Below are 16,052 nucleotides of genomic sequence, written 5' to 3'. Positions count from 1 at the left end.
CACGTTTAGTCTGAGGATTAAACGTGTTCTTCTGTTTTAAACTGGGTGTCGCATAACTTTCGATAAATCCCGTCCAGTGCTAAAAGTTCAGCATGTTTTCCGGACTCGACGATTTTCCCTTTTTCCACAACCAGGATTTGGTCAGCGGCCAGAATGGTGGATAAGCGATGCGCGATTACAATGCTGGTTTTTCCTTTTAACAGCGGGATCATCGCTTTTTGAATATACATCTCCGATACGGAGTCCAAGGATGAAGTGGCTTCATCAAAGATAACGATCTTGGGATCCTTCAAAATCACGCGGGCAATGGAAATCCGTTGTTTCTCCCCGCCGGAAAGTTTAATTCCCCTGTTGCCGACCAGTGTCTGGTACTGATCCGACAGCGTCATAATAAAATCGTGGATATACGCCGCCTGACATGCTGCAATGATTTCAGCTTGGGTTGCGTCTTCTTTGGCATATTTTAAGTTTGCTTCAATCGTGTCATTGAAAAGATACGATTCCTGCATAACAATACCGATCTGGCTGCGCAGAGATGTTAACGTTATGTTCCGGATGTCTTCCCCGTCAATTTTCACGACCCCTTCCGTGACATCATATAACCGCGGGATCAGGTTCGTGATTGTGGTCTTGCCTGCGCCGCTCACTCCGACCAAGGCCGTCATGGTGTCGGGTTCAACCGTGAATGAAATATCTTGCAGGACATCGACCATATGGTCATAGGAAAAAGCGACATGTTCAAAATCGATTCTCCCTGCGGTTGCGGTGATCGTTTTCGCCAGGGGACGGTCTTCAATGTCATGGGGCTGGTCAAAATAATCAAAAATCCGTTGGAACAGCGCAAACGATCGTACGACATTAATATGGATGTTCGAAAGCTGGGCTACGGGGGTATACATTTTTGCCAATAAGGCTGCAAACGCTACAATTTCCCCAATGGATATCTCGCCTTTGACAAAAAGATACCCCCCAAAAAAATAGATGAGCATGGGGCCAATAAAGGAAAATATCGTAACCGTCATGGTAAACCATTGACCCGCTAAGGACTCCTTCATCCGCAGCTGGGAGTCCTGAAGATTGATCCTTTCAAATTTTTCATAATCGCTTTTTTCCTTATTGAATATTTTCGTCAGGATCGACCCACTGATATTGAATGTTTCTTGAAGATGCTGGTTAAGCTGATCCACCTTTTCCTGTGTTTGCGATACGATCTTCCACCGGACTTTGCCAACTTTTCGGGTTGGAAAAATAAATAAGGGCACGATAACCATACCCAGAATAGCCAGTTTCCAGTTCATAGCAAAAAGGGCTGCGGCCGTGGCCACCATGGTTAACGTACTGCTTAAGGTATTGATGATAGTTTGATTCAGCATGTCCTGCACGCCGTTGATATCGCTGTTCATCCGGGTAATGATTTCACCTGATCGAACGGATGAAAAAAAACGCAGTGACATATGCTGGACGTGCCGATACATTTGATTTTTCATGTCATAGATGATATTCCGGGCGACTAACGTTTTTAGATAATTTTGGCCCACGAGCAATAATCCGCTGGTTACGGCAGCCGCAATAGAAATCCCTAAAAGTATGGTCAAATATTGCATATCATGCTGCGGTAAGGCGTGATCAAGGATACTCCTGATAGCCAGAGGCGGTACCAGATTGACCACGGAGGAAACACTCAAGGTCAGAATAACAACCAGCATGAGCTTCCAATATGGTATGAAATAACGGAAAATGCGCATCAGCATTTTCTTGGTGATTTTGGGCAATTCCAAGGAATCATCATTGAAGCGTACTCTTCCCAGTCCCACAATACCCTCTCCTTCCAGCAGTTATTGATCACCACGTGTGAGAATGGCAAAATGTTGCTATTCCATTTGAATTATATTATATAATAGGATTAATAACCAACAAGAGGTTAATCATAGTGATTAAGGATAAAACATAGCGAAAGGATCAAACGATGCTGAGAAAATCCTATGTAACACGTATGCCGGATAAGACAGGTGCATTCCTGTTGGCTTCCAAAATCATCGCCAAGTATGACGGAAATATTGTACGGGTGAGTTATAACAAAGCGGTGGATCTGCACATGCTTTTTTTGGATGTCGAAGCGCAAGCAGAAAACCACGATAAAATAGAAACAGAGCTGACGACGATTGGCTACCTTAATAATGAAATTGCGCCTGCCCGGGTTATTGAAATCATTATCAAAATACCAGATAAGCCGGGGGCGGTAATCCCTGTGCTGAAAATACTGGATCAGTATGATATCAATATCTCTTATCTGAATTCCAGTGCCAATGGCACACTGTTTCAGGACTTCACCATGGGTTTGTTGATTGAAAAACCGGATATTATTAAAATGCTGCTGGAAGATATCTCGTCACTTTATCAGGTAGAAATCATCGACTATGATGATTTTGAAAAGAATCTGGACAATACCATATTTTATATCCGATTAGCCAATGAAATGCAAAAAGTTCTCCATTTAACAACAGAAAAAACATTAGAATTTATATCCGAATCCAACCGGATCCTGCAGATGCTCGAGGAAAATGGCGAAAGCCCGAAAAAAGTGTTTGATTATATCCGCCGTTTTGCCCTGTTTATCAGTCAATACCGCCAGGATCATTTTATTGTGGATATTGACAAAATTCCGGTCGGTGACTCCGTCATGCTGTATAATATTCAACCCCCTTGCGGCAGTAATACCTATGTTCTTGAGACTGCCGATGAACTGCTGCTGATTGATACCGGTTACGCCATTTATGCTGAAGAGATGCGCCATGTGCTATCCCGGTTATTCCCGAAATGGGCTTTCCAGAAGAAACGCGTATTGATTACCCATGCGGATGTTGACCACTGTGGTCTTCTTTCCACGTTTCAGGATGTGCCGATCTATTTGAATAAAAAAAGTTCGGATAGTCTGCGCCGCCAAACCAATGGGATTCCCGACTACCGGGAAAGCAGCGCCTTGGGCTGGGGATACAGTAAACTCAGTCAAATCATTTCCGGCTATTCCCCGCCGGACCCCAAGCAATTTGTGATCATCGATGCCGATAATCGTCCGGAAACACCGGAAGATCATGATGATCTGATCCCCATCGGCAGCTTCCGGGTGGATCACCTTGAGTTTACCGTTTATGAAGGCAGCGGCGGGCACCTCTATGGCGAGATGGTCTTTGTTTGCAGTGAATATGGCCTGGCCTTTACCGGCGACATTTTAGTCAATATCAGCGGTTTTTCCCCGGAACGCGCTGAGTTTAATTCCCTGGCGCCTTATTTAATGCGCAGTGTCAATGTCCATTCCGATAAAGCAACCGTTATGAGGAAGCAGGTAACCGGCTTGTTAGATCAAATAGCCGAAAAAAACAACCGGCCATGCCTCGTCTGCGGTGGGCATGGGCCGATCTCCATACTAAAGGACGGTAAATTAGAATCCATAAAGCATTCTAATGAATGATTATATTCCGCTCAGAATCCGATTTGGGCAAGAAAGCTTTGATCTTGGATCCGAACGTCTTTGATATGGCCATAAGGTATATTCTTTAATGCTGCAATCCCATCCAAATTGAGTTCTAAATGAGGATCCGTATATTTTAATAGAGGCGGCCGCTGCAGTAATGTGTTTTTTATTGGCAAGGCATTTATAGGCGCGAATTTTTCAACAGTAAAATAAATGGTTCGCTCCTTGGCCGAGGTTAACCGAAGAACAATTTCGAAGGGAATTTTGACAAGTTTCCAATTGAGTTTCCCCGTAAACGTTATCGTCTCTGTCCCAAAAATGACGGATAGCTCTTGTATGCTTTTTTTTTCTTCATTCGCGATCATTTCCTTGATCATTTCTGAACTGATGCGTAATTGGATATTGGCTGCATCCAACGATTTTAAATCCATCGATCATTTTCCTTTACTCACGTATTTCACGTTTATTGTTATAGTATATTTTTCCACAAAAGGTAATGTTCACCTGATCCACTTCCATTGGGATTAAACATTATTTTTCGAAATTAGGAGATACTGATAGCGAATGACTCATTTTCAATAGGAGGCGAACAGATTTGACTAAAAACAGCGATAGAAGAAAAGATTTAGCGGATAAATTTCCGCAAATGGAACAAAAATTCCAAGAGGTAAAAAACGAGATATATGAACCCCAAGTGGAGCGTCTGGGCGAAACAAAAAAATAAGTAAAACTTGGCTGGCGCCAAGTCCTTAGACGAAGGCGGCAGCCATAGCTGAACTTATGTAATTCAGAACGTGAATCAAACTTTCTGGAACAGAAAGTCACTTATACTTTCTGATATACGAACAGAAACACAGAGCAAAAAAATAGGAGAGCTAACTCTCCTATTTTTTACCATATACTATAAACCATTCATTGAAGCAAAAGTCAAGCCGTTGCATCATTTTTAAATAGGTCCAACAGATTACCCTCACTCGGAACCTAATCCTCGCGCTACTTCCACATCCGCAGGGCAAAATTCGTACGCTTTCAGTTCATCGCGCTTCACCCAGCGGATATCCTGATGCACTCTTTTTTTCAGTTGGCCCGAAATAATATGCGCATGAAAGAAGGTGAAGGCCATTTCTTTCTCACCATAGGTATAGTTCACTTGACTGTAGATATCCTCGACGTGAATGACAACCCCTAATTCTTCTAGGCATTCTCTGATCAAACAGGCCTTGAGAGTCTCCCCTACTTCCTGTTTTCCGCCCGGAAATTCCCACAATAAGGAACAGCTCCCTCCCTCGGCTCGCTGGCAAATAAGGATATCGTCACCTTTACGGATAATGGCAGCAGTAACCGCCGTTATTTTCTTTACGTCACTATTCTCCGACATAGTCTCTCCCGATTTCACACTAGGACTACATTCTTTGCTTAAATCACTCCAGAGTAATGACGCCTGCACAATGCCGACGTCAAGCTTTAATCCTCAAGCTTAATGATCCGAACATCCTCGGCTGTGATGGGCTGTGTGTAGGGATTGATTTTTTCATTGACCATACTCAGCACGTTATCCTGGTCCAAATAGAGATAACTGACCCCTTTATACAAACCGTTACCGCTGTCCGGCAAGGTTTGTACGGTAAAGCCGCTGGCCGTATCCATTTGAAGTACCTTCCGGGCAAGCCATTGCATTTCCCGCAGGGTTAAATCCGTATCAATTTCTGTTTGAAATATTTCGATATACTGCATGACTTTCGTCGCGCTGGAAAAAGACAATGTTTTATCGACAAGCGCTTTAATAAATTTTTGTTGGGTTTCCATACGACCGATATCCCGGTTGGCATACCCACGGTAACGCACCAGCTGCAAAGCTTCGCTGCCATCGATATGCTGTTGGCCTTGACTTAAATGAATATGTAAATTCTGCTTGGGATCGTCGTAGTCCATTTTCTCGGGAACATCAAACTCTATCCCCCCAACCGTATCGACCATTTTCTTCAAGGCTTGTAGATCGACGATCATATAGTTCTGAGGTACAAACCCAATAATTGTTTGCAGCTCCTGTTTTAATTGTTCCACTCCGCCGTTGCCGTATGCAGCGTTAATTTTCTTGGTAAATCGTTCGACATCGACCATCGAATCCCGCGGTATGGATACAAGATTGATGGTCTTGGCATTGGTATCAACAGAGGCAACCATGATTGTATCCGTGTTGGCTTTTTCTTGATCGACTCCGACCAAGAGAAATGTATAATAATTGTCCTTCAGTTTATTGGTAACCACTTCAGCGGTATTATCTTCCGTCGGAGTATTATCCTTATCCTCCCCAGTAAACATTCCCGGGTCGTTGATATAAGCACTTAAAGCAAATCCCGACATCAGGAGCAGACATAGCACAGTCAGAATAAAAATGAGCGGGCTTTTTTTGGGTTTTCGTCTTCGCATCGATGAAAGTCCTTTCAGTAAGAAGTTTGTCGTTAAATTTTGAAAACAAATGATGGAATAAATCAAAAATAACAGATGGATTACCAACTGTTATTCTATACAGATTGTGGCAATAATGTCAATTAACAAATACCAAACAATAAAAGTTATCGCCGAGGTCAAATTCATCACAGGTCGTGAAATCCGAATAAGCCATCATTTCTTTCACTTCATCTTGACTGAGACGCTGTTCCACCGGAGGTCCTGACGTCGTTGGGCGTTTGTGGAATTCGATGACAGCCAACTTCCCGTTCTCCTTCAGAATACGTTTTATTTCTTTGATAATTTGCAGTTTGCTTTCAACCTCATGCAAAACGGTGACCATAAGGGCGATAGCAATGCTGCCGTCCTCCAGATCATAGCGTTTATCCCTGACCTTTTGCAGGACAATATTTTTGATTTGTCCGCTTTGGATCTTATCATCAAGGATGGCCAGCATGTCCTCATTGATATCCAGCGCATAGACCGTATTCCGGGTGATTTCAGCCGCAGGCAAGGTAAAAACCCCCGTCCCGGCACCGATATCGCAAACGGTATCATTTTCGGTAAGCCCGATGCGTAACAATGTTTCCCGTGGCTTTAACTCATCCAGGCGTGCTGGGTTTTCAAATTTCAATTGTTTCCGGTTCATCAAGAAACCTCCTTTTAGGAAGACGGCTCATCCGCTTTGATTTTCTGGTTGCTGTCGATCTTTCTATATTATATCATAATCAGCCTGATGGTCATCGTGCTGCACAAGCGGAGCATGGCGTAAACTATATTAGAAAAGGTATCGTGCACTATTGGTCGTGCCGCGATACCTTGTTATGTTACGGTTAAAAAACCTATTCAACATGGACAGCGGTGCCGGAGGCACTGACCATCAGCATGCTTCCATTGGCTCCGATGACTTCGTAGTCGAGGTCGATCCCGACAACGGCATTCGCACCCAGTTGATAAGCGCGTTCTTCGAGCTCTCTTAAAGCCAGCGATCGGGCTTCTTGAAGTTTCCCCTCATAGGTCCCGGAACGTCCGCCAATGACATCCGTAATACTCGCAAAGATATCTCTGACAATATTTGCTCCCATGATAGCTTCGCCGGTGACGATCCCGTAGTAACTGGTGATCTTGCTTCCTTCCACAGAGGGTGTTGTCGTTAAAATCATAATCTTATTCCTCCCAATGATATCATTGACTTTATTATACCGTTTTTATTATAACGGTCATACCCCATAGTTATACTGTAAACAAATGAACGTCATTTTAGCGGATTTAACCTACAATCCAATTTGGGTCTCGATCCTTCTTCTTCTCCGGACGGTTAGATGCCGATAGACGAAAAAGAGAATAATCGCTAAAGCTACGAGGAAAATGCTCCCTCCCAAGATGGAAACATCGCTCCAAACCCCATAAAAGAGAAACAGTAAAAAGTCTTTTATCATCATTTACTTCACTCGCTTTCCTAATATGTAGTGCTTCCGCTCTGATGTCCGCAGACAGTATCGCTCCGATCATCGTGCAAAATATAAAAGACCTTACCCAATTGGGTAAGGTCTCGCATCCATTTGCTGGTGATAGGCCGGGTTCCCGGGAACCGTTCTGACGACGCTATCTTACGGCCTTTCATGACCGTTTGCTACTCCCCTTAACATCGTGTCAAGGAATTATTTAATTCATGAGATTATTATAGGCTTATTCCATCCAATGTCAATAGTTATTTATAAAAAAGTTAATAATCATTGGCAGCCTTAGCTTCCTCCATATATAGGGTGAACACATCGACCAAATAGGGGTCAAACTGGGTTCCGGCGCACGCATTGATCTCCAACAGCGCCGACTCATGATCAGTGGCATGTTTATACGGGCGTTCATGCGTGATTACGTCATAGGAGTCGACAATTGCAACGATTCTTGAGTATAACGGGATTTCCTGCCCTTTCAGTCCCTGTGGATAACCACTGCCATCCCAGCATTCATGATGACTGAGGATGGCATCGGATATATAAGATAGTTCACGTATGGATTGGGTAATCCGATAACCGATGTCGGTATGTTTTTTCATCATTGCCCATTCTTCGGGCGTAAGTTCGGATCGCTTTCTTAATACTTCAACCGGAACGCCGATTTTCCCGATGTCATGAAGCATCGCCACTTGATTTAACTCGACCAGTTCTCTTGATGACAGACCGATTCGCACGCCAATTTTATCGGCGAGGCTTTTGATCCTCATCACATGCGCTTCCGTCTGATAATCCTTTTCCCACAGCAATTTTTCCAGGAAAGCGATCATATTCATCCGTGTTTTCTGGCTTTCAAGCAACTTATGATTGTACATTAATTCTTCGGCTATTTTTATACACTCATAAATCGACTGCTGTTTAGGATCGAAAGCGGCCAGTCCAAACGATATTTCCAATGGAATCGTTTTAGGGCGGAAAGTTTTCAGATTTGACTTAATATCTCTGATCGTCGCTTCTGCTTGCAACATGGTCTTATACGGCATGATGACAATAAATTCGTCGCCGCCCCAACGCACGACGATATTGTCCTGTCCCAGAGAGTTTTTTATGACCGTAGCCCCATCCAGCAGGAGTTCATCGCCTTTTTCGTGACCAAAGGTGTCATTAATCAGTTTTAGGCCATTAATGTCGCCCATTGCCAATACAGCCGGCGAAGATATTCTTTCCAAAAAATCATCCAGTGCATGCTCGAAATAGGTGCGGCTATAAGCACCTGTTAGTTTATCAAATTCCACCAGCTGCCTTATTTTTGCTTCTTTATTCTCAAGTTCCTGCCGAATCCTTTGAAAATAAAGGGCTTGCATCCCGATAAAGGCAATCAGTCCGATAATTCCCACGACCCAATAACCTATAGCATAAGGTACATAATTCCAGATGACACATAAGGGATAGAGGAATAACGCGACAGCCCAAATAAAAAAGATGCAGCCAAGAATTCGCTTTAACATGCCATCCGGTTTCGTTTCAGTAAGGGCTGTATACGCAATGGTTACAAGCAACGTGATCGTATAGATAAGCGTGACCAGCAATATAACAGTCGTGGGTATTTCCGCTAAGGTAAACGCAGTAAAGAAGCCGAAGAGAAGTATAGCTCCTATAATCATAAGACGCGATACCGAAGCCTTAAAAAACTGCCTTACACCGTTATAGAGCAGCCAATAACCGGCAACTGTCGCAAAATAATTGAGAATGGACAATACCGGGCGTACAGAGACATCCTCGATAATATAATAGCGTGTGACATAAGCCGTCAAAAGCAGCACCAACGACAATATCCATGAAATGATATATATCTTTTTCTCCGTTAAGTACAAATAGCTGTAAGATATCAACAAAGCCACTGTAACCGTACAGCTGGCCAGAATAATTGACTCGGGTTCCATATTATCCTCCAAACCAAAAAAATCATGGCAGGATGCCACGATATTAACCTTTAAATAACGGGCGACCCGACTGTCATTATGCCTCAGCACTTAGACTCGTAGCTTTGCGTCCCTGCTTTTCAACAGGTTTGCCTTTTACAGTTACTGTGATCCATATATTTTAAAAATCAATATTAATTATAGATAAAAATGTAAATCCTGTCAATTTATTAACATATCTTATCATTCAAACATAAATAGCATGGAAAAGAAAAGACACTGCAGGGATTTCGATGCAGTGCAAGTATTTCCAGACATTACTGTTGCTTCACGTTACTGTTTATTCACTTAATTTAGAGAGCATCAATTTCAACTTTCTTTTCTATCTTCTTTTTCTTGTTCTTTTGCTTCATGATATTTTTTGGATTTTTATCCCCCATATGGATACCTCCAACCTATTGGTGATACTATTATTTCCATAATTTATCAGTTTTATACCACGCACGATTTAACGCTACTCACTCTTTTTAAGTATATTCCGCAGCAGGATAATCACACCGAAAACGACGAGGAGGATAGGTAAAACAATGCCAAGGTCTACCCACTTCTGGATCGTATTCAAAAACATCGCCGCAAACGATACCACAGATACAGCCGTTAAAATAAAGATGGGCACTAAAAGTCCGCGTTCACGTTGTGTGAATAAATAGAGCTGAAAAAGCCCTATGGCCACAGCCAGCGGATATACAGGCCAGGTATAAGCAGCAAAACGCCAGTTGGTAAAGGTTTCGAAGAAGAATAGCAACCCGATGACCGTAATGATGCCGCCTGGAACCAAAAAACCGGGATTTTGCTTTTTGCTGAAGTAGGCAAATTCAAAGGCAAGACCGGTAATGAGAATGAATACGGGCCATATTCTTTCCATACTTAGGATACGCAAGTCAGCCAGGTTGTCTACGAGCAGGAAAAGTCCGGCAACAATAAGGATCACGCCCCATACCATGCTGCTTTTTTTCATAGTTATCCCCTCCTTCGATTTCTTCGTATGGTCAATTCACAATAGTTTGCAGTATAGCAGATTGAATACGATTAATCTTATTTGACAGATCACTTTTTATACCAGGTGGTTTCACCGTCGTAGGAGGTTATCACACCATACAGATCCGGACGGCGATCACGGAATATCCCCCATTCCAGCCGCTGTGTTTCTATTTTGTCCAGGTCAAATTCCGCGGTTAGAACTGTCTCATCCGTACGGCCGGCTTCAGCCACCTTCTTGCCTGTAGCATCGGCTATAAATGATGATCCATAAAAGGTAATTTTAGAATCCTCGTCTTCTTCTACACCAATCCGATTGGAAGCAATAACCGGTATTAAATTGGCGGCAGCATGACCCAGCATACAGGTTTGCCAGTGATCTTTGGAGTCGATGCTTCCGTCCTCCGGTTCCGAACCAATGGCAGTGGGATAGAGCAGAATCTCTGCCCCCATCAACGTCATGCAGCGTGCTGCTTCCGGATACCACTGGTCCCAGCACACCCCGACGCCAATTTTGGCATAACGGGTCTGCCAGACTTTAAAGCCTGTATCCCCTGGGTTAAAATAGAATTTCTCTTCATAACCCGGACCGTCGGGGATATGACTTTTCCGATAGGTCCCGAGGATTTCTCCGTCCGCATCGATCATCGCGATGGAATTGTACCGGGCATAATTCTTCTTTTCGTAAAAACTAATCGGCAGCACAACCTGCAGTTCTTTGGCTATTTCCCGAAAGTGTTTAACTGCCAGGTTTTGTTCCAGATCGTCCGCATAGCGATAGTAATCCGATTTTTCTTTTTGGCAAAAATAGGGCGTCTCAAACAGCTCCTGGAGCAAGATGATCTTTGCTCCTTCGGCTGCGGCACGTCTTACCAGAGTCTCCGCTTTCGCTATATTTTCTTCTCTTTGACAGGAACAGCTCATTTGCGTTGCCGCAACAATAACTTTTCTCATTCTACAACCCTTCCTTACCGGCGGTTTGCGCCGCAGGCATTTGCTGCGTCGTGCAATGGACATTACCACCTTCACGCACGATACCCATACCATTTACCGTACGGATCTTTCTATTCGGGAATGTTTCCTGCAATACGCGAATGGCAAGTTCATCTGTCTGTGAAGCAGACCCGCCAAAAACAGGCAGGATGATACCGTCGTTCACCATATAGAAATTCAAATAGCTTAAGGTCAGGCGTTTGCCGTTATACGCCATTTTCGGTGGCTGTTTTATCGGGATGACGGTGATCTTTCTGCCCTTGGCGTCACTTTCTCCAGTCAATACCTCTAAACATTTTCGGGTAATCACATAATTCTCATCCTCAGGATCATCGCATACCTGAAGCAATATTTTACCCGGTGCTGCAAAACAAGCGATATTGTCGACATGCCCGTCAGTCTCGTCGCCACAGAGCCCGTTTTCCAGCCAGATTATTTTTTGGATGTTTAAATACTCTTTGAGTGCTTTCTCAATATCCTCCCGTGTGTATTCCGGATTGCGATTGGGGTTAAGTAAGCATTCCTCCGTCGTAAGCAAGGTGCCTTCCCCGTCAACATGCAAGGAACCACCTTCCATAACCAGCGGCGCATCAATCTGTCTGATATTGAAGGCCTGGAGGATTTTCGGAGCAACGTTATTATCGCGGTTCCAAGGAGAATATTTTTCTCCCCAGGCATTGAATTGCCAATTGATCCCGGCTCGGGTGCCCTGATTACCGCGTAAAAAAGTCGGTCCGTTATCCCTTAGCCAGGCATCATCATGTTCGATCAAAAGCAGTTGGATGTTCTCGTCGTTAAACAAGCGGGATAAACAATCATAGTCGTCTTCATTGGTGATGACCGTGACCGGTTCAAATTCGGCAATTGCCCTGATAATCTCTTCATACCCGCGGCACACGGCATCGTATTCCTGAGGATAACACATGGAATCGCGTACAGGCCAGGAAATAAATGTCCGTTCATGTTTTTCCCATTCCGCCGGCATTGAATAATGCTCTTCTCTCGGAGTCATATATCGGTCCTTTCCCCAGCCGCTCTCATTTTACCGCAGCAGGACAGTAACCTGCGGTGTGCGCGGCGAGCGGCTCATTGAATGATCAGTCATCTAAATGCGAACAGCAGTAATCGGATATTTCAGTTACCGCAACTTTGAATTTAGAATTTCCCGGAACTTTAAAGGACTCTCCGCCTTTAACCGTGCGCCATTCCGTGCTGTCCGGCAGCCAAACCGTCATGTTTCCGGTCATGATTTCCATCAGTTCTTTTTTCGTCGTATTGAATTCATATTCTCCGGGCAGCATGATGCCGAGAGTCTTCTGTTGGCCATTCGAGAATAGAAGCGTTCGGCTGGTTACTCTTCCCTCGAAATAGATATTGGCTTTCTTAACCGCCGTCACATTGTCGAAACGATCGACGTCTTTGAATTTATCGCTGTCTTCGCGCCGAATTTGGGCGCGTTTGATTTTACCTCCTATGGTCTTCGGCAGTTCCTCGACAAATTCAAGGATGCGGGGATATTTATAGGGAGCCGTGACCTTTTTGACATAATCCTGAATTTCTTTCCGGAGTTCCTCCGAGGGGGCATACCCTTTAGCCAGGACAACCGTTGCTTTAACGACTGTCCCTCTGACGGCATCCGGTGCACCCGTAACCGCACATTCGACAACCGCCGGATGCTCGATCAGGGCACTTTCCACTTCAAACGGACTGATTCTGTATCCGGACGCTTTGATGACATCGTCATTTCGTCCGACAAACCACAAGAAGCCATGCTCATCCCAATAGGCCATATCCCCGGTATGATAGGTGTCGTCATACCATACTTTGTTCATGGAAACCTCATCACGGTAATACCCGGTAAACAAACCGGCTGGTTTATTGGAATCCGCCTCCCGGATAACTATTTCCCCTTCAACGCCGGGTGGACAGGATTTGCCGTTCTCATCAACCAAATCGATCTTATAGGCGGGATTCGGTTTGCCCATGGATCCCGGGTAGACATCTAGCCATTCGAAGTTGGCAACCAGAACGGTGGTCTCCGATTGACCAAAGCCGTTTAGAATATCCAGTCCGGTGATTGCTTTAAAGCGGTTGAATACATCCGGATTTAGCGGCTCACCTGCGGTGGACGCATGAACTAAGGAAGAAAGATCATATTGTTCCGGCTGGTTTTCCAGCAGAAAACGGTAGATGGTCGGAGGGGCACAAAAAGTAGATAATTTATATTTCTGGATCATCCCGAGTAATTTTTCCGGGATAAACTTGTCCATGTCATAAACAAACTGCGCTGTGCCGCAAATCCACTGACCGTAGATCTTACCCCAGCCGAACTTGGCCCACCCCGAATCGGACACCGTCATGTGCAGGCCGTCATCAACAACACGCTGCCAGTATTTGGCAGTGACAATATGGCCAAGGGGATAGGTGAAATCATGGCTGGCCATCTTGGGCATACTGGTCGTTCCCGAGGTGAAGTAAATGATCATTGTATCGTCGTTATACGTATCTTCAGCACCGGTGGGCCGTTGCCAATCCGCGGAAGCCGTTTCCAGTTCGGAATTAAAGTCGATCCATCCGTCACGCTGCCCGTCGACGATAAACAGTGTTTCCAATGAAGGAGAACTTTCCTTGGCTGCTTCTACTTGGCTTAATACACTGGGATCATTATAGGCAATAATGGCTTTGACCGTAGCCGCATTATTGCGGTATACCAAATCTTTTTCTGTCATTTGATTGGATGACGGGATATAGATCGCGCCCAGTTTGGCTAAACCCAGAATAGCAAAATAAACCTCATAGCGCCTTCTCAGGATCAATAAGACCTTATCGCCCTTGCGGATACCGGCTGCATGCAGCACCTGTGCCGTCTTATCCGAATATTTCTTGAGGTCACTGAAAGTAAAGATTCTTTCGTTACCATGGTCGTCACACCAGACCAGTGCCGTTTTTTCCGGTTCGAGGCGGGCATAGTCATCGACGATATCGTAAGCAAAATTAAAATTTTCCGGAACAATAATCTTATAATTCTCACAGAAATCCTCATAGGATTCAAAATCTTCTCGTGATATATAGCGACTGGCAAAATTCAACAGTGACACATCCTTATTATGAATTTTTATTATAATAATTTTACTTAATTCTTTTACTTTTAATTTTACTTTACTTTATACTTTTTTCTTATCCAATAATATCCGTCATATTATGTGACAATAATATTTTCTAAGAATGCTATCTCAAATTCAGATTGCGTCATAACCTTTTGGTTTACCAGAAATAACAGAAGGGATCCTTACTCTTCGGCCAAAAGGATCACGGTGAGAAATTTCGCCGGCTGATTATCCAAGGCCAGCATTTTATGCGGCAGCATCGAATTAAAATAGAGGGAATCTCCCGGTTCGAGGACATATTCCATAGTGCTGATGATGACTTTCATTTTACCATCCAGACAGTAGTTGAACTCCTGTCCGTGATGGGTAACCAGTTCCGGACTGTTCCCGGGATCCAGTGTCACCAGCAGCGGCTCAATTTTACGGTTGATATATTGGTAAGCCAGACTCTGAAAATCGTATTGGTCGTAGCGTTCGATTTTAAGCCCCATACCATTTTTAATATAACAGACATCATGCAGTTTCGGAGATACGCCGGTCAGCACCTCTGTCATGTCGACGCGGTGAAAGTCGGCGATTTCATACAAAATACTGACAGGAATGTCATCCTCACCTTTTTCATATTTGACGTAATCTTCGAGGGTAAGTCCGAGCTTTCCGGCGGTTTCTCTTTCAGATAACCCGGCTAAGAGTCTTAACCCTTTAATTCTTTCTGCGATATCTCTCACCTTTTCATTCATTGCCGCCATTCCTTTCGCTTATGTAATGGTCTTTTTCTACAGATAATAATGGATGATATAATCATCCTCCAAATACAACCAGCGGGCTTTGCACTTCACTTCCCGGAGCTCAGCATCATCAGCTTCTAATAGCATACCATATTTGACAGCCTCCTCCAACCGACAATGCGGGCATGCCTGCTGCCTTTTGGCCATCGTCTGATAGCAGCGCTCACCTAATCGGATCCCGGTATCTTTAGCCGCTTGATTCGTGGCCACCACGATCCGCCGTGTGTTGAGAAGACACGCCGGTTGATCGATCAGGTCCAAGACCTTGACAAAGCATCCGATGTATTTTTGTTTCCGTAAATCCAGTTCAATCTTTTTAAAGCGGGCATGCTTGATCTTATACTGGTTTATACAACGGGTGACCTGGCTTTCCTCGCGATTGGAATGAAAGAGGAATTTCATCCCGTATTCAAATCCTTGGCCCAATGGTGTTTTATGAACAAGAAGCGCGTCCAGATTAAATTCCTCGTCTTCAAACACAAACGTTGTATTGATGATCATGATGGTGACTGGAATATCGATCTCGAAATAAGCACTCATCCCCCCGGTACTAATATCCAGTATTTTTATGGGGAATGTTTTCTCAACTTCCACCCGATGATTATTGATCGAAGATATCCTGGCCGATGCGGGAATATCATTGATCATATCGACGCGAAAATACTGTCTTTTTTCCTTGAATTCTTCCATTTTCTCCACCCCGACATGTCTCAAAATAGAGTGTCTGCGATGATAAATCCATTTAAATCCATTTTACCTAATTTCTTTTACAAGTACAATGCAGGTCAGGCTATTTCTTAAAAAGGTGCACCCTGATGTCGAAC

The 16,052-nt window shown here is 44.0% G+C and carries 14 protein-coding genes, 2 pseudogenes and 1 riboswitch; of the genes and pseudogenes, 2 read left to right on the top strand and 14 right to left on the bottom strand.

Annotated elements, in window-relative coordinates; all coding sequences use genetic code 11:
- Positions 1 to 17 precede the first annotated feature (17 nt).
- Positions 18 to 1,814 carry an ABC transporter ATP-binding protein gene (locus LPY66_RS10900; RefSeq protein ID WP_337984367.1) on the bottom strand — a complete coding sequence of 599 codons (1,797 nt, stop codon included), beginning with the start codon at positions 1,812 to 1,814 and terminating at the stop codon, positions 18 to 20.
- 179 nt (positions 1,815 to 1,993) lie between these two features.
- Between LPY66_RS10900 and LPY66_RS10895 the strand changes: the two genes are divergently transcribed.
- Positions 1,994 to 3,469 (top strand): MBL fold metallo-hydrolase, encoded by a 1,476-nt coding sequence (locus LPY66_RS10895; RefSeq protein ID WP_337984366.1) that lies wholly within the window; start codon positions 1,994 to 1,996, stop codon positions 3,467 to 3,469.
- Between the two features lie 11 nt (positions 3,470 to 3,480).
- Here LPY66_RS10895 and LPY66_RS10890 read toward each other — a convergent pair whose 3' ends face one another.
- The gene (locus LPY66_RS10890) at positions 3,481 to 3,903 is read right to left on the bottom strand and encodes a hypothetical protein (protein WP_337984365.1); all 423 of its coding nucleotides are present in this window, start codon (positions 3,901 to 3,903) and stop codon (positions 3,481 to 3,483) included.
- 164 nt (positions 3,904 to 4,067) lie between these two features.
- Between LPY66_RS10890 and LPY66_RS10885 the strand changes: the two genes are divergently transcribed.
- Positions 4,068 to 4,196 (top strand): hypothetical protein, encoded by a 129-nt coding sequence (locus LPY66_RS10885; protein ID WP_337984364.1) that lies wholly within the window; start codon positions 4,068 to 4,070, stop codon positions 4,194 to 4,196.
- A 246-nt stretch (positions 4,197 to 4,442) separates the two neighbouring features.
- Here LPY66_RS10885 and LPY66_RS10880 read toward each other — a convergent pair whose 3' ends face one another.
- The 12 genes and pseudogenes from LPY66_RS10880 to LPY66_RS10825 all read right to left on the bottom strand — a co-directional run bounded on the left by LPY66_RS10880 (position 4,443) and on the right by LPY66_RS10825 (position 15,918).
- Positions 4,443 to 4,850 carry a (deoxy)nucleoside triphosphate pyrophosphohydrolase gene (locus LPY66_RS10880; RefSeq protein WP_337984363.1) on the bottom strand — a complete coding sequence of 136 codons (408 nt, stop codon included), beginning with the start codon at positions 4,848 to 4,850 and terminating at the stop codon, positions 4,443 to 4,445.
- Between the two features lie 86 nt (positions 4,851 to 4,936).
- Positions 4,937 to 5,902 carry an LCP family protein gene (locus LPY66_RS10875; RefSeq protein WP_337984362.1) on the bottom strand — a complete coding sequence of 322 codons (966 nt, stop codon included), beginning with the start codon at positions 5,900 to 5,902 and terminating at the stop codon, positions 4,937 to 4,939.
- A gap of 118 nt (positions 5,903 to 6,020) precedes the next feature.
- Complete coding sequence (locus tag LPY66_RS10870; protein WP_337984361.1) at positions 6,021 to 6,572, bottom strand: class I SAM-dependent methyltransferase; 552 nt, start codon at positions 6,570 to 6,572, stop codon at positions 6,021 to 6,023.
- A 193-nt stretch (positions 6,573 to 6,765) separates the two neighbouring features.
- Positions 6,766 to 7,086 (bottom strand): heavy metal-binding domain-containing protein, encoded by a 321-nt coding sequence (locus tag LPY66_RS10865; RefSeq protein ID WP_337984360.1) that lies wholly within the window; start codon positions 7,084 to 7,086, stop codon positions 6,766 to 6,768.
- Positions 7,087 to 7,649: 563 nt separating this feature from the next.
- A complete protein-coding gene (locus tag LPY66_RS10860; protein WP_337984359.1) occupies positions 7,650 to 9,323 on the bottom strand; it encodes a bifunctional diguanylate cyclase/phosphohydrolase in 1,674 nt (557 codons plus the stop codon).
- A gap of 57 nt (positions 9,324 to 9,380) precedes the next feature.
- A riboswitch (cyclic di-GMP riboswitch) is annotated at positions 9,381 to 9,466 on the bottom strand.
- Positions 9,467 to 9,816: 350 nt separating this feature from the next.
- Positions 9,817 to 10,320: a LiaI-LiaF-like domain-containing protein gene (locus LPY66_RS10855; protein WP_337984358.1), complete on the bottom strand. Its 504-nt coding sequence runs from the start codon at positions 10,318 to 10,320 to the stop codon at positions 9,817 to 9,819.
- Positions 10,321 to 10,409: 89 nt separating this feature from the next.
- Positions 10,410 to 11,294 carry an N-carbamoylputrescine amidase gene (gene aguB, locus LPY66_RS10850; RefSeq protein WP_337984357.1) on the bottom strand — a complete coding sequence of 295 codons (885 nt, stop codon included), beginning with the start codon at positions 11,292 to 11,294 and terminating at the stop codon, positions 10,410 to 10,412.
- A gap of 1 nt (position 11,295) precedes the next feature.
- A complete protein-coding gene (locus LPY66_RS10845) occupies positions 11,296 to 12,345 on the bottom strand; it encodes an agmatine deiminase family protein (RefSeq protein ID WP_337984356.1) in 1,050 nt (349 codons plus the stop codon).
- Between the two features lie 85 nt (positions 12,346 to 12,430).
- Positions 12,431 to 12,706: pseudogene (gene ppnP, locus LPY66_RS10840) on the bottom strand (pyrimidine/purine nucleoside phosphorylase); the annotation flags it as partial.
- A gap of 42 nt (positions 12,707 to 12,748) precedes the next feature.
- Positions 12,749 to 14,422, bottom strand: a pseudogene (locus tag LPY66_RS10835) (AMP-binding protein); the annotation flags it as partial.
- A 200-nt stretch (positions 14,423 to 14,622) separates the two neighbouring features.
- Entirely contained in the window at positions 14,623 to 15,180 is a 558-nt protein-coding gene (locus LPY66_RS10830) for a helix-turn-helix domain-containing protein (RefSeq protein ID WP_337984355.1), read from the bottom strand.
- A gap of 36 nt (positions 15,181 to 15,216) precedes the next feature.
- A complete protein-coding gene (locus LPY66_RS10825) occupies positions 15,217 to 15,918 on the bottom strand; it encodes a PilZ domain-containing protein (RefSeq protein ID WP_337984354.1) in 702 nt (233 codons plus the stop codon).
- Positions 15,919 to 16,052: the final 134 nt, after the last annotated feature.

The organism is Dehalobacter sp. DCM (assembly GCF_024972775.1).
Lineage (GTDB): Bacteria > Bacillota > Desulfitobacteriia > Desulfitobacteriales > Syntrophobotulaceae > Dehalobacter.
Note: the sequence above shows the minus strand (reverse complement) of the source record. Positions and strands in the feature narration are given on the sequence as shown.

Excerpts from the sequence above, each read along its gene's own strand:
- LPY66_RS10870 (WP_337984361.1), bottom strand. The coding sequence starts at position 6,572 with ATGAACCGGAAACAATTGAAATTTGAAAACCCAGCACGCCTGGATGAG.
- LPY66_RS10895 (WP_337984366.1), top strand. The coding sequence starts at position 1,994 with ATGCCGGATAAGACAGGTGCATTCCTGTTGGCTTCCAAAATCATCGCC.
- LPY66_RS10855 (WP_337984358.1), bottom strand. The coding sequence starts at position 10,320 with ATGAAAAAAAGCAGCATGGTATGGGGCGTGATCCTTATTGTTGCCGGA.
- aguB (WP_337984357.1), bottom strand. The coding sequence starts at position 11,294 with ATGAGAAAAGTTATTGTTGCGGCAACGCAAATGAGCTGTTCCTGTCAA.
- LPY66_RS10860 (WP_337984359.1), bottom strand. The coding sequence starts at position 9,323 with ATGGAACCCGAGTCAATTATTCTGGCCAGCTGTACGGTTACAGTGGCT.
- LPY66_RS10845 (WP_337984356.1), bottom strand. The coding sequence starts at position 12,345 with ATGACTCCGAGAGAAGAGCATTATTCAATGCCGGCGGAATGGGAAAAA.
- LPY66_RS10830 (WP_337984355.1), bottom strand. The coding sequence starts at position 15,180 with ATGAATGAAAAGGTGAGAGATATCGCAGAAAGAATTAAAGGGTTAAGA.
- LPY66_RS10825 (WP_337984354.1), bottom strand. The coding sequence starts at position 15,918 with ATGGAAGAATTCAAGGAAAAAAGACAGTATTTTCGCGTCGATATGATC.
- LPY66_RS10890 (WP_337984365.1), bottom strand. The coding sequence starts at position 3,903 with ATGGATTTAAAATCGTTGGATGCAGCCAATATCCAATTACGCATCAGT.
- LPY66_RS10865 (WP_337984360.1), bottom strand. The coding sequence starts at position 7,086 with ATGATTTTAACGACAACACCCTCTGTGGAAGGAAGCAAGATCACCAGT.
- LPY66_RS10875 (WP_337984362.1), bottom strand. The coding sequence starts at position 5,902 with ATGCGAAGACGAAAACCCAAAAAAAGCCCGCTCATTTTTATTCTGACT.
- LPY66_RS10880 (WP_337984363.1), bottom strand. The coding sequence starts at position 4,850 with ATGTCGGAGAATAGTGACGTAAAGAAAATAACGGCGGTTACTGCTGCC.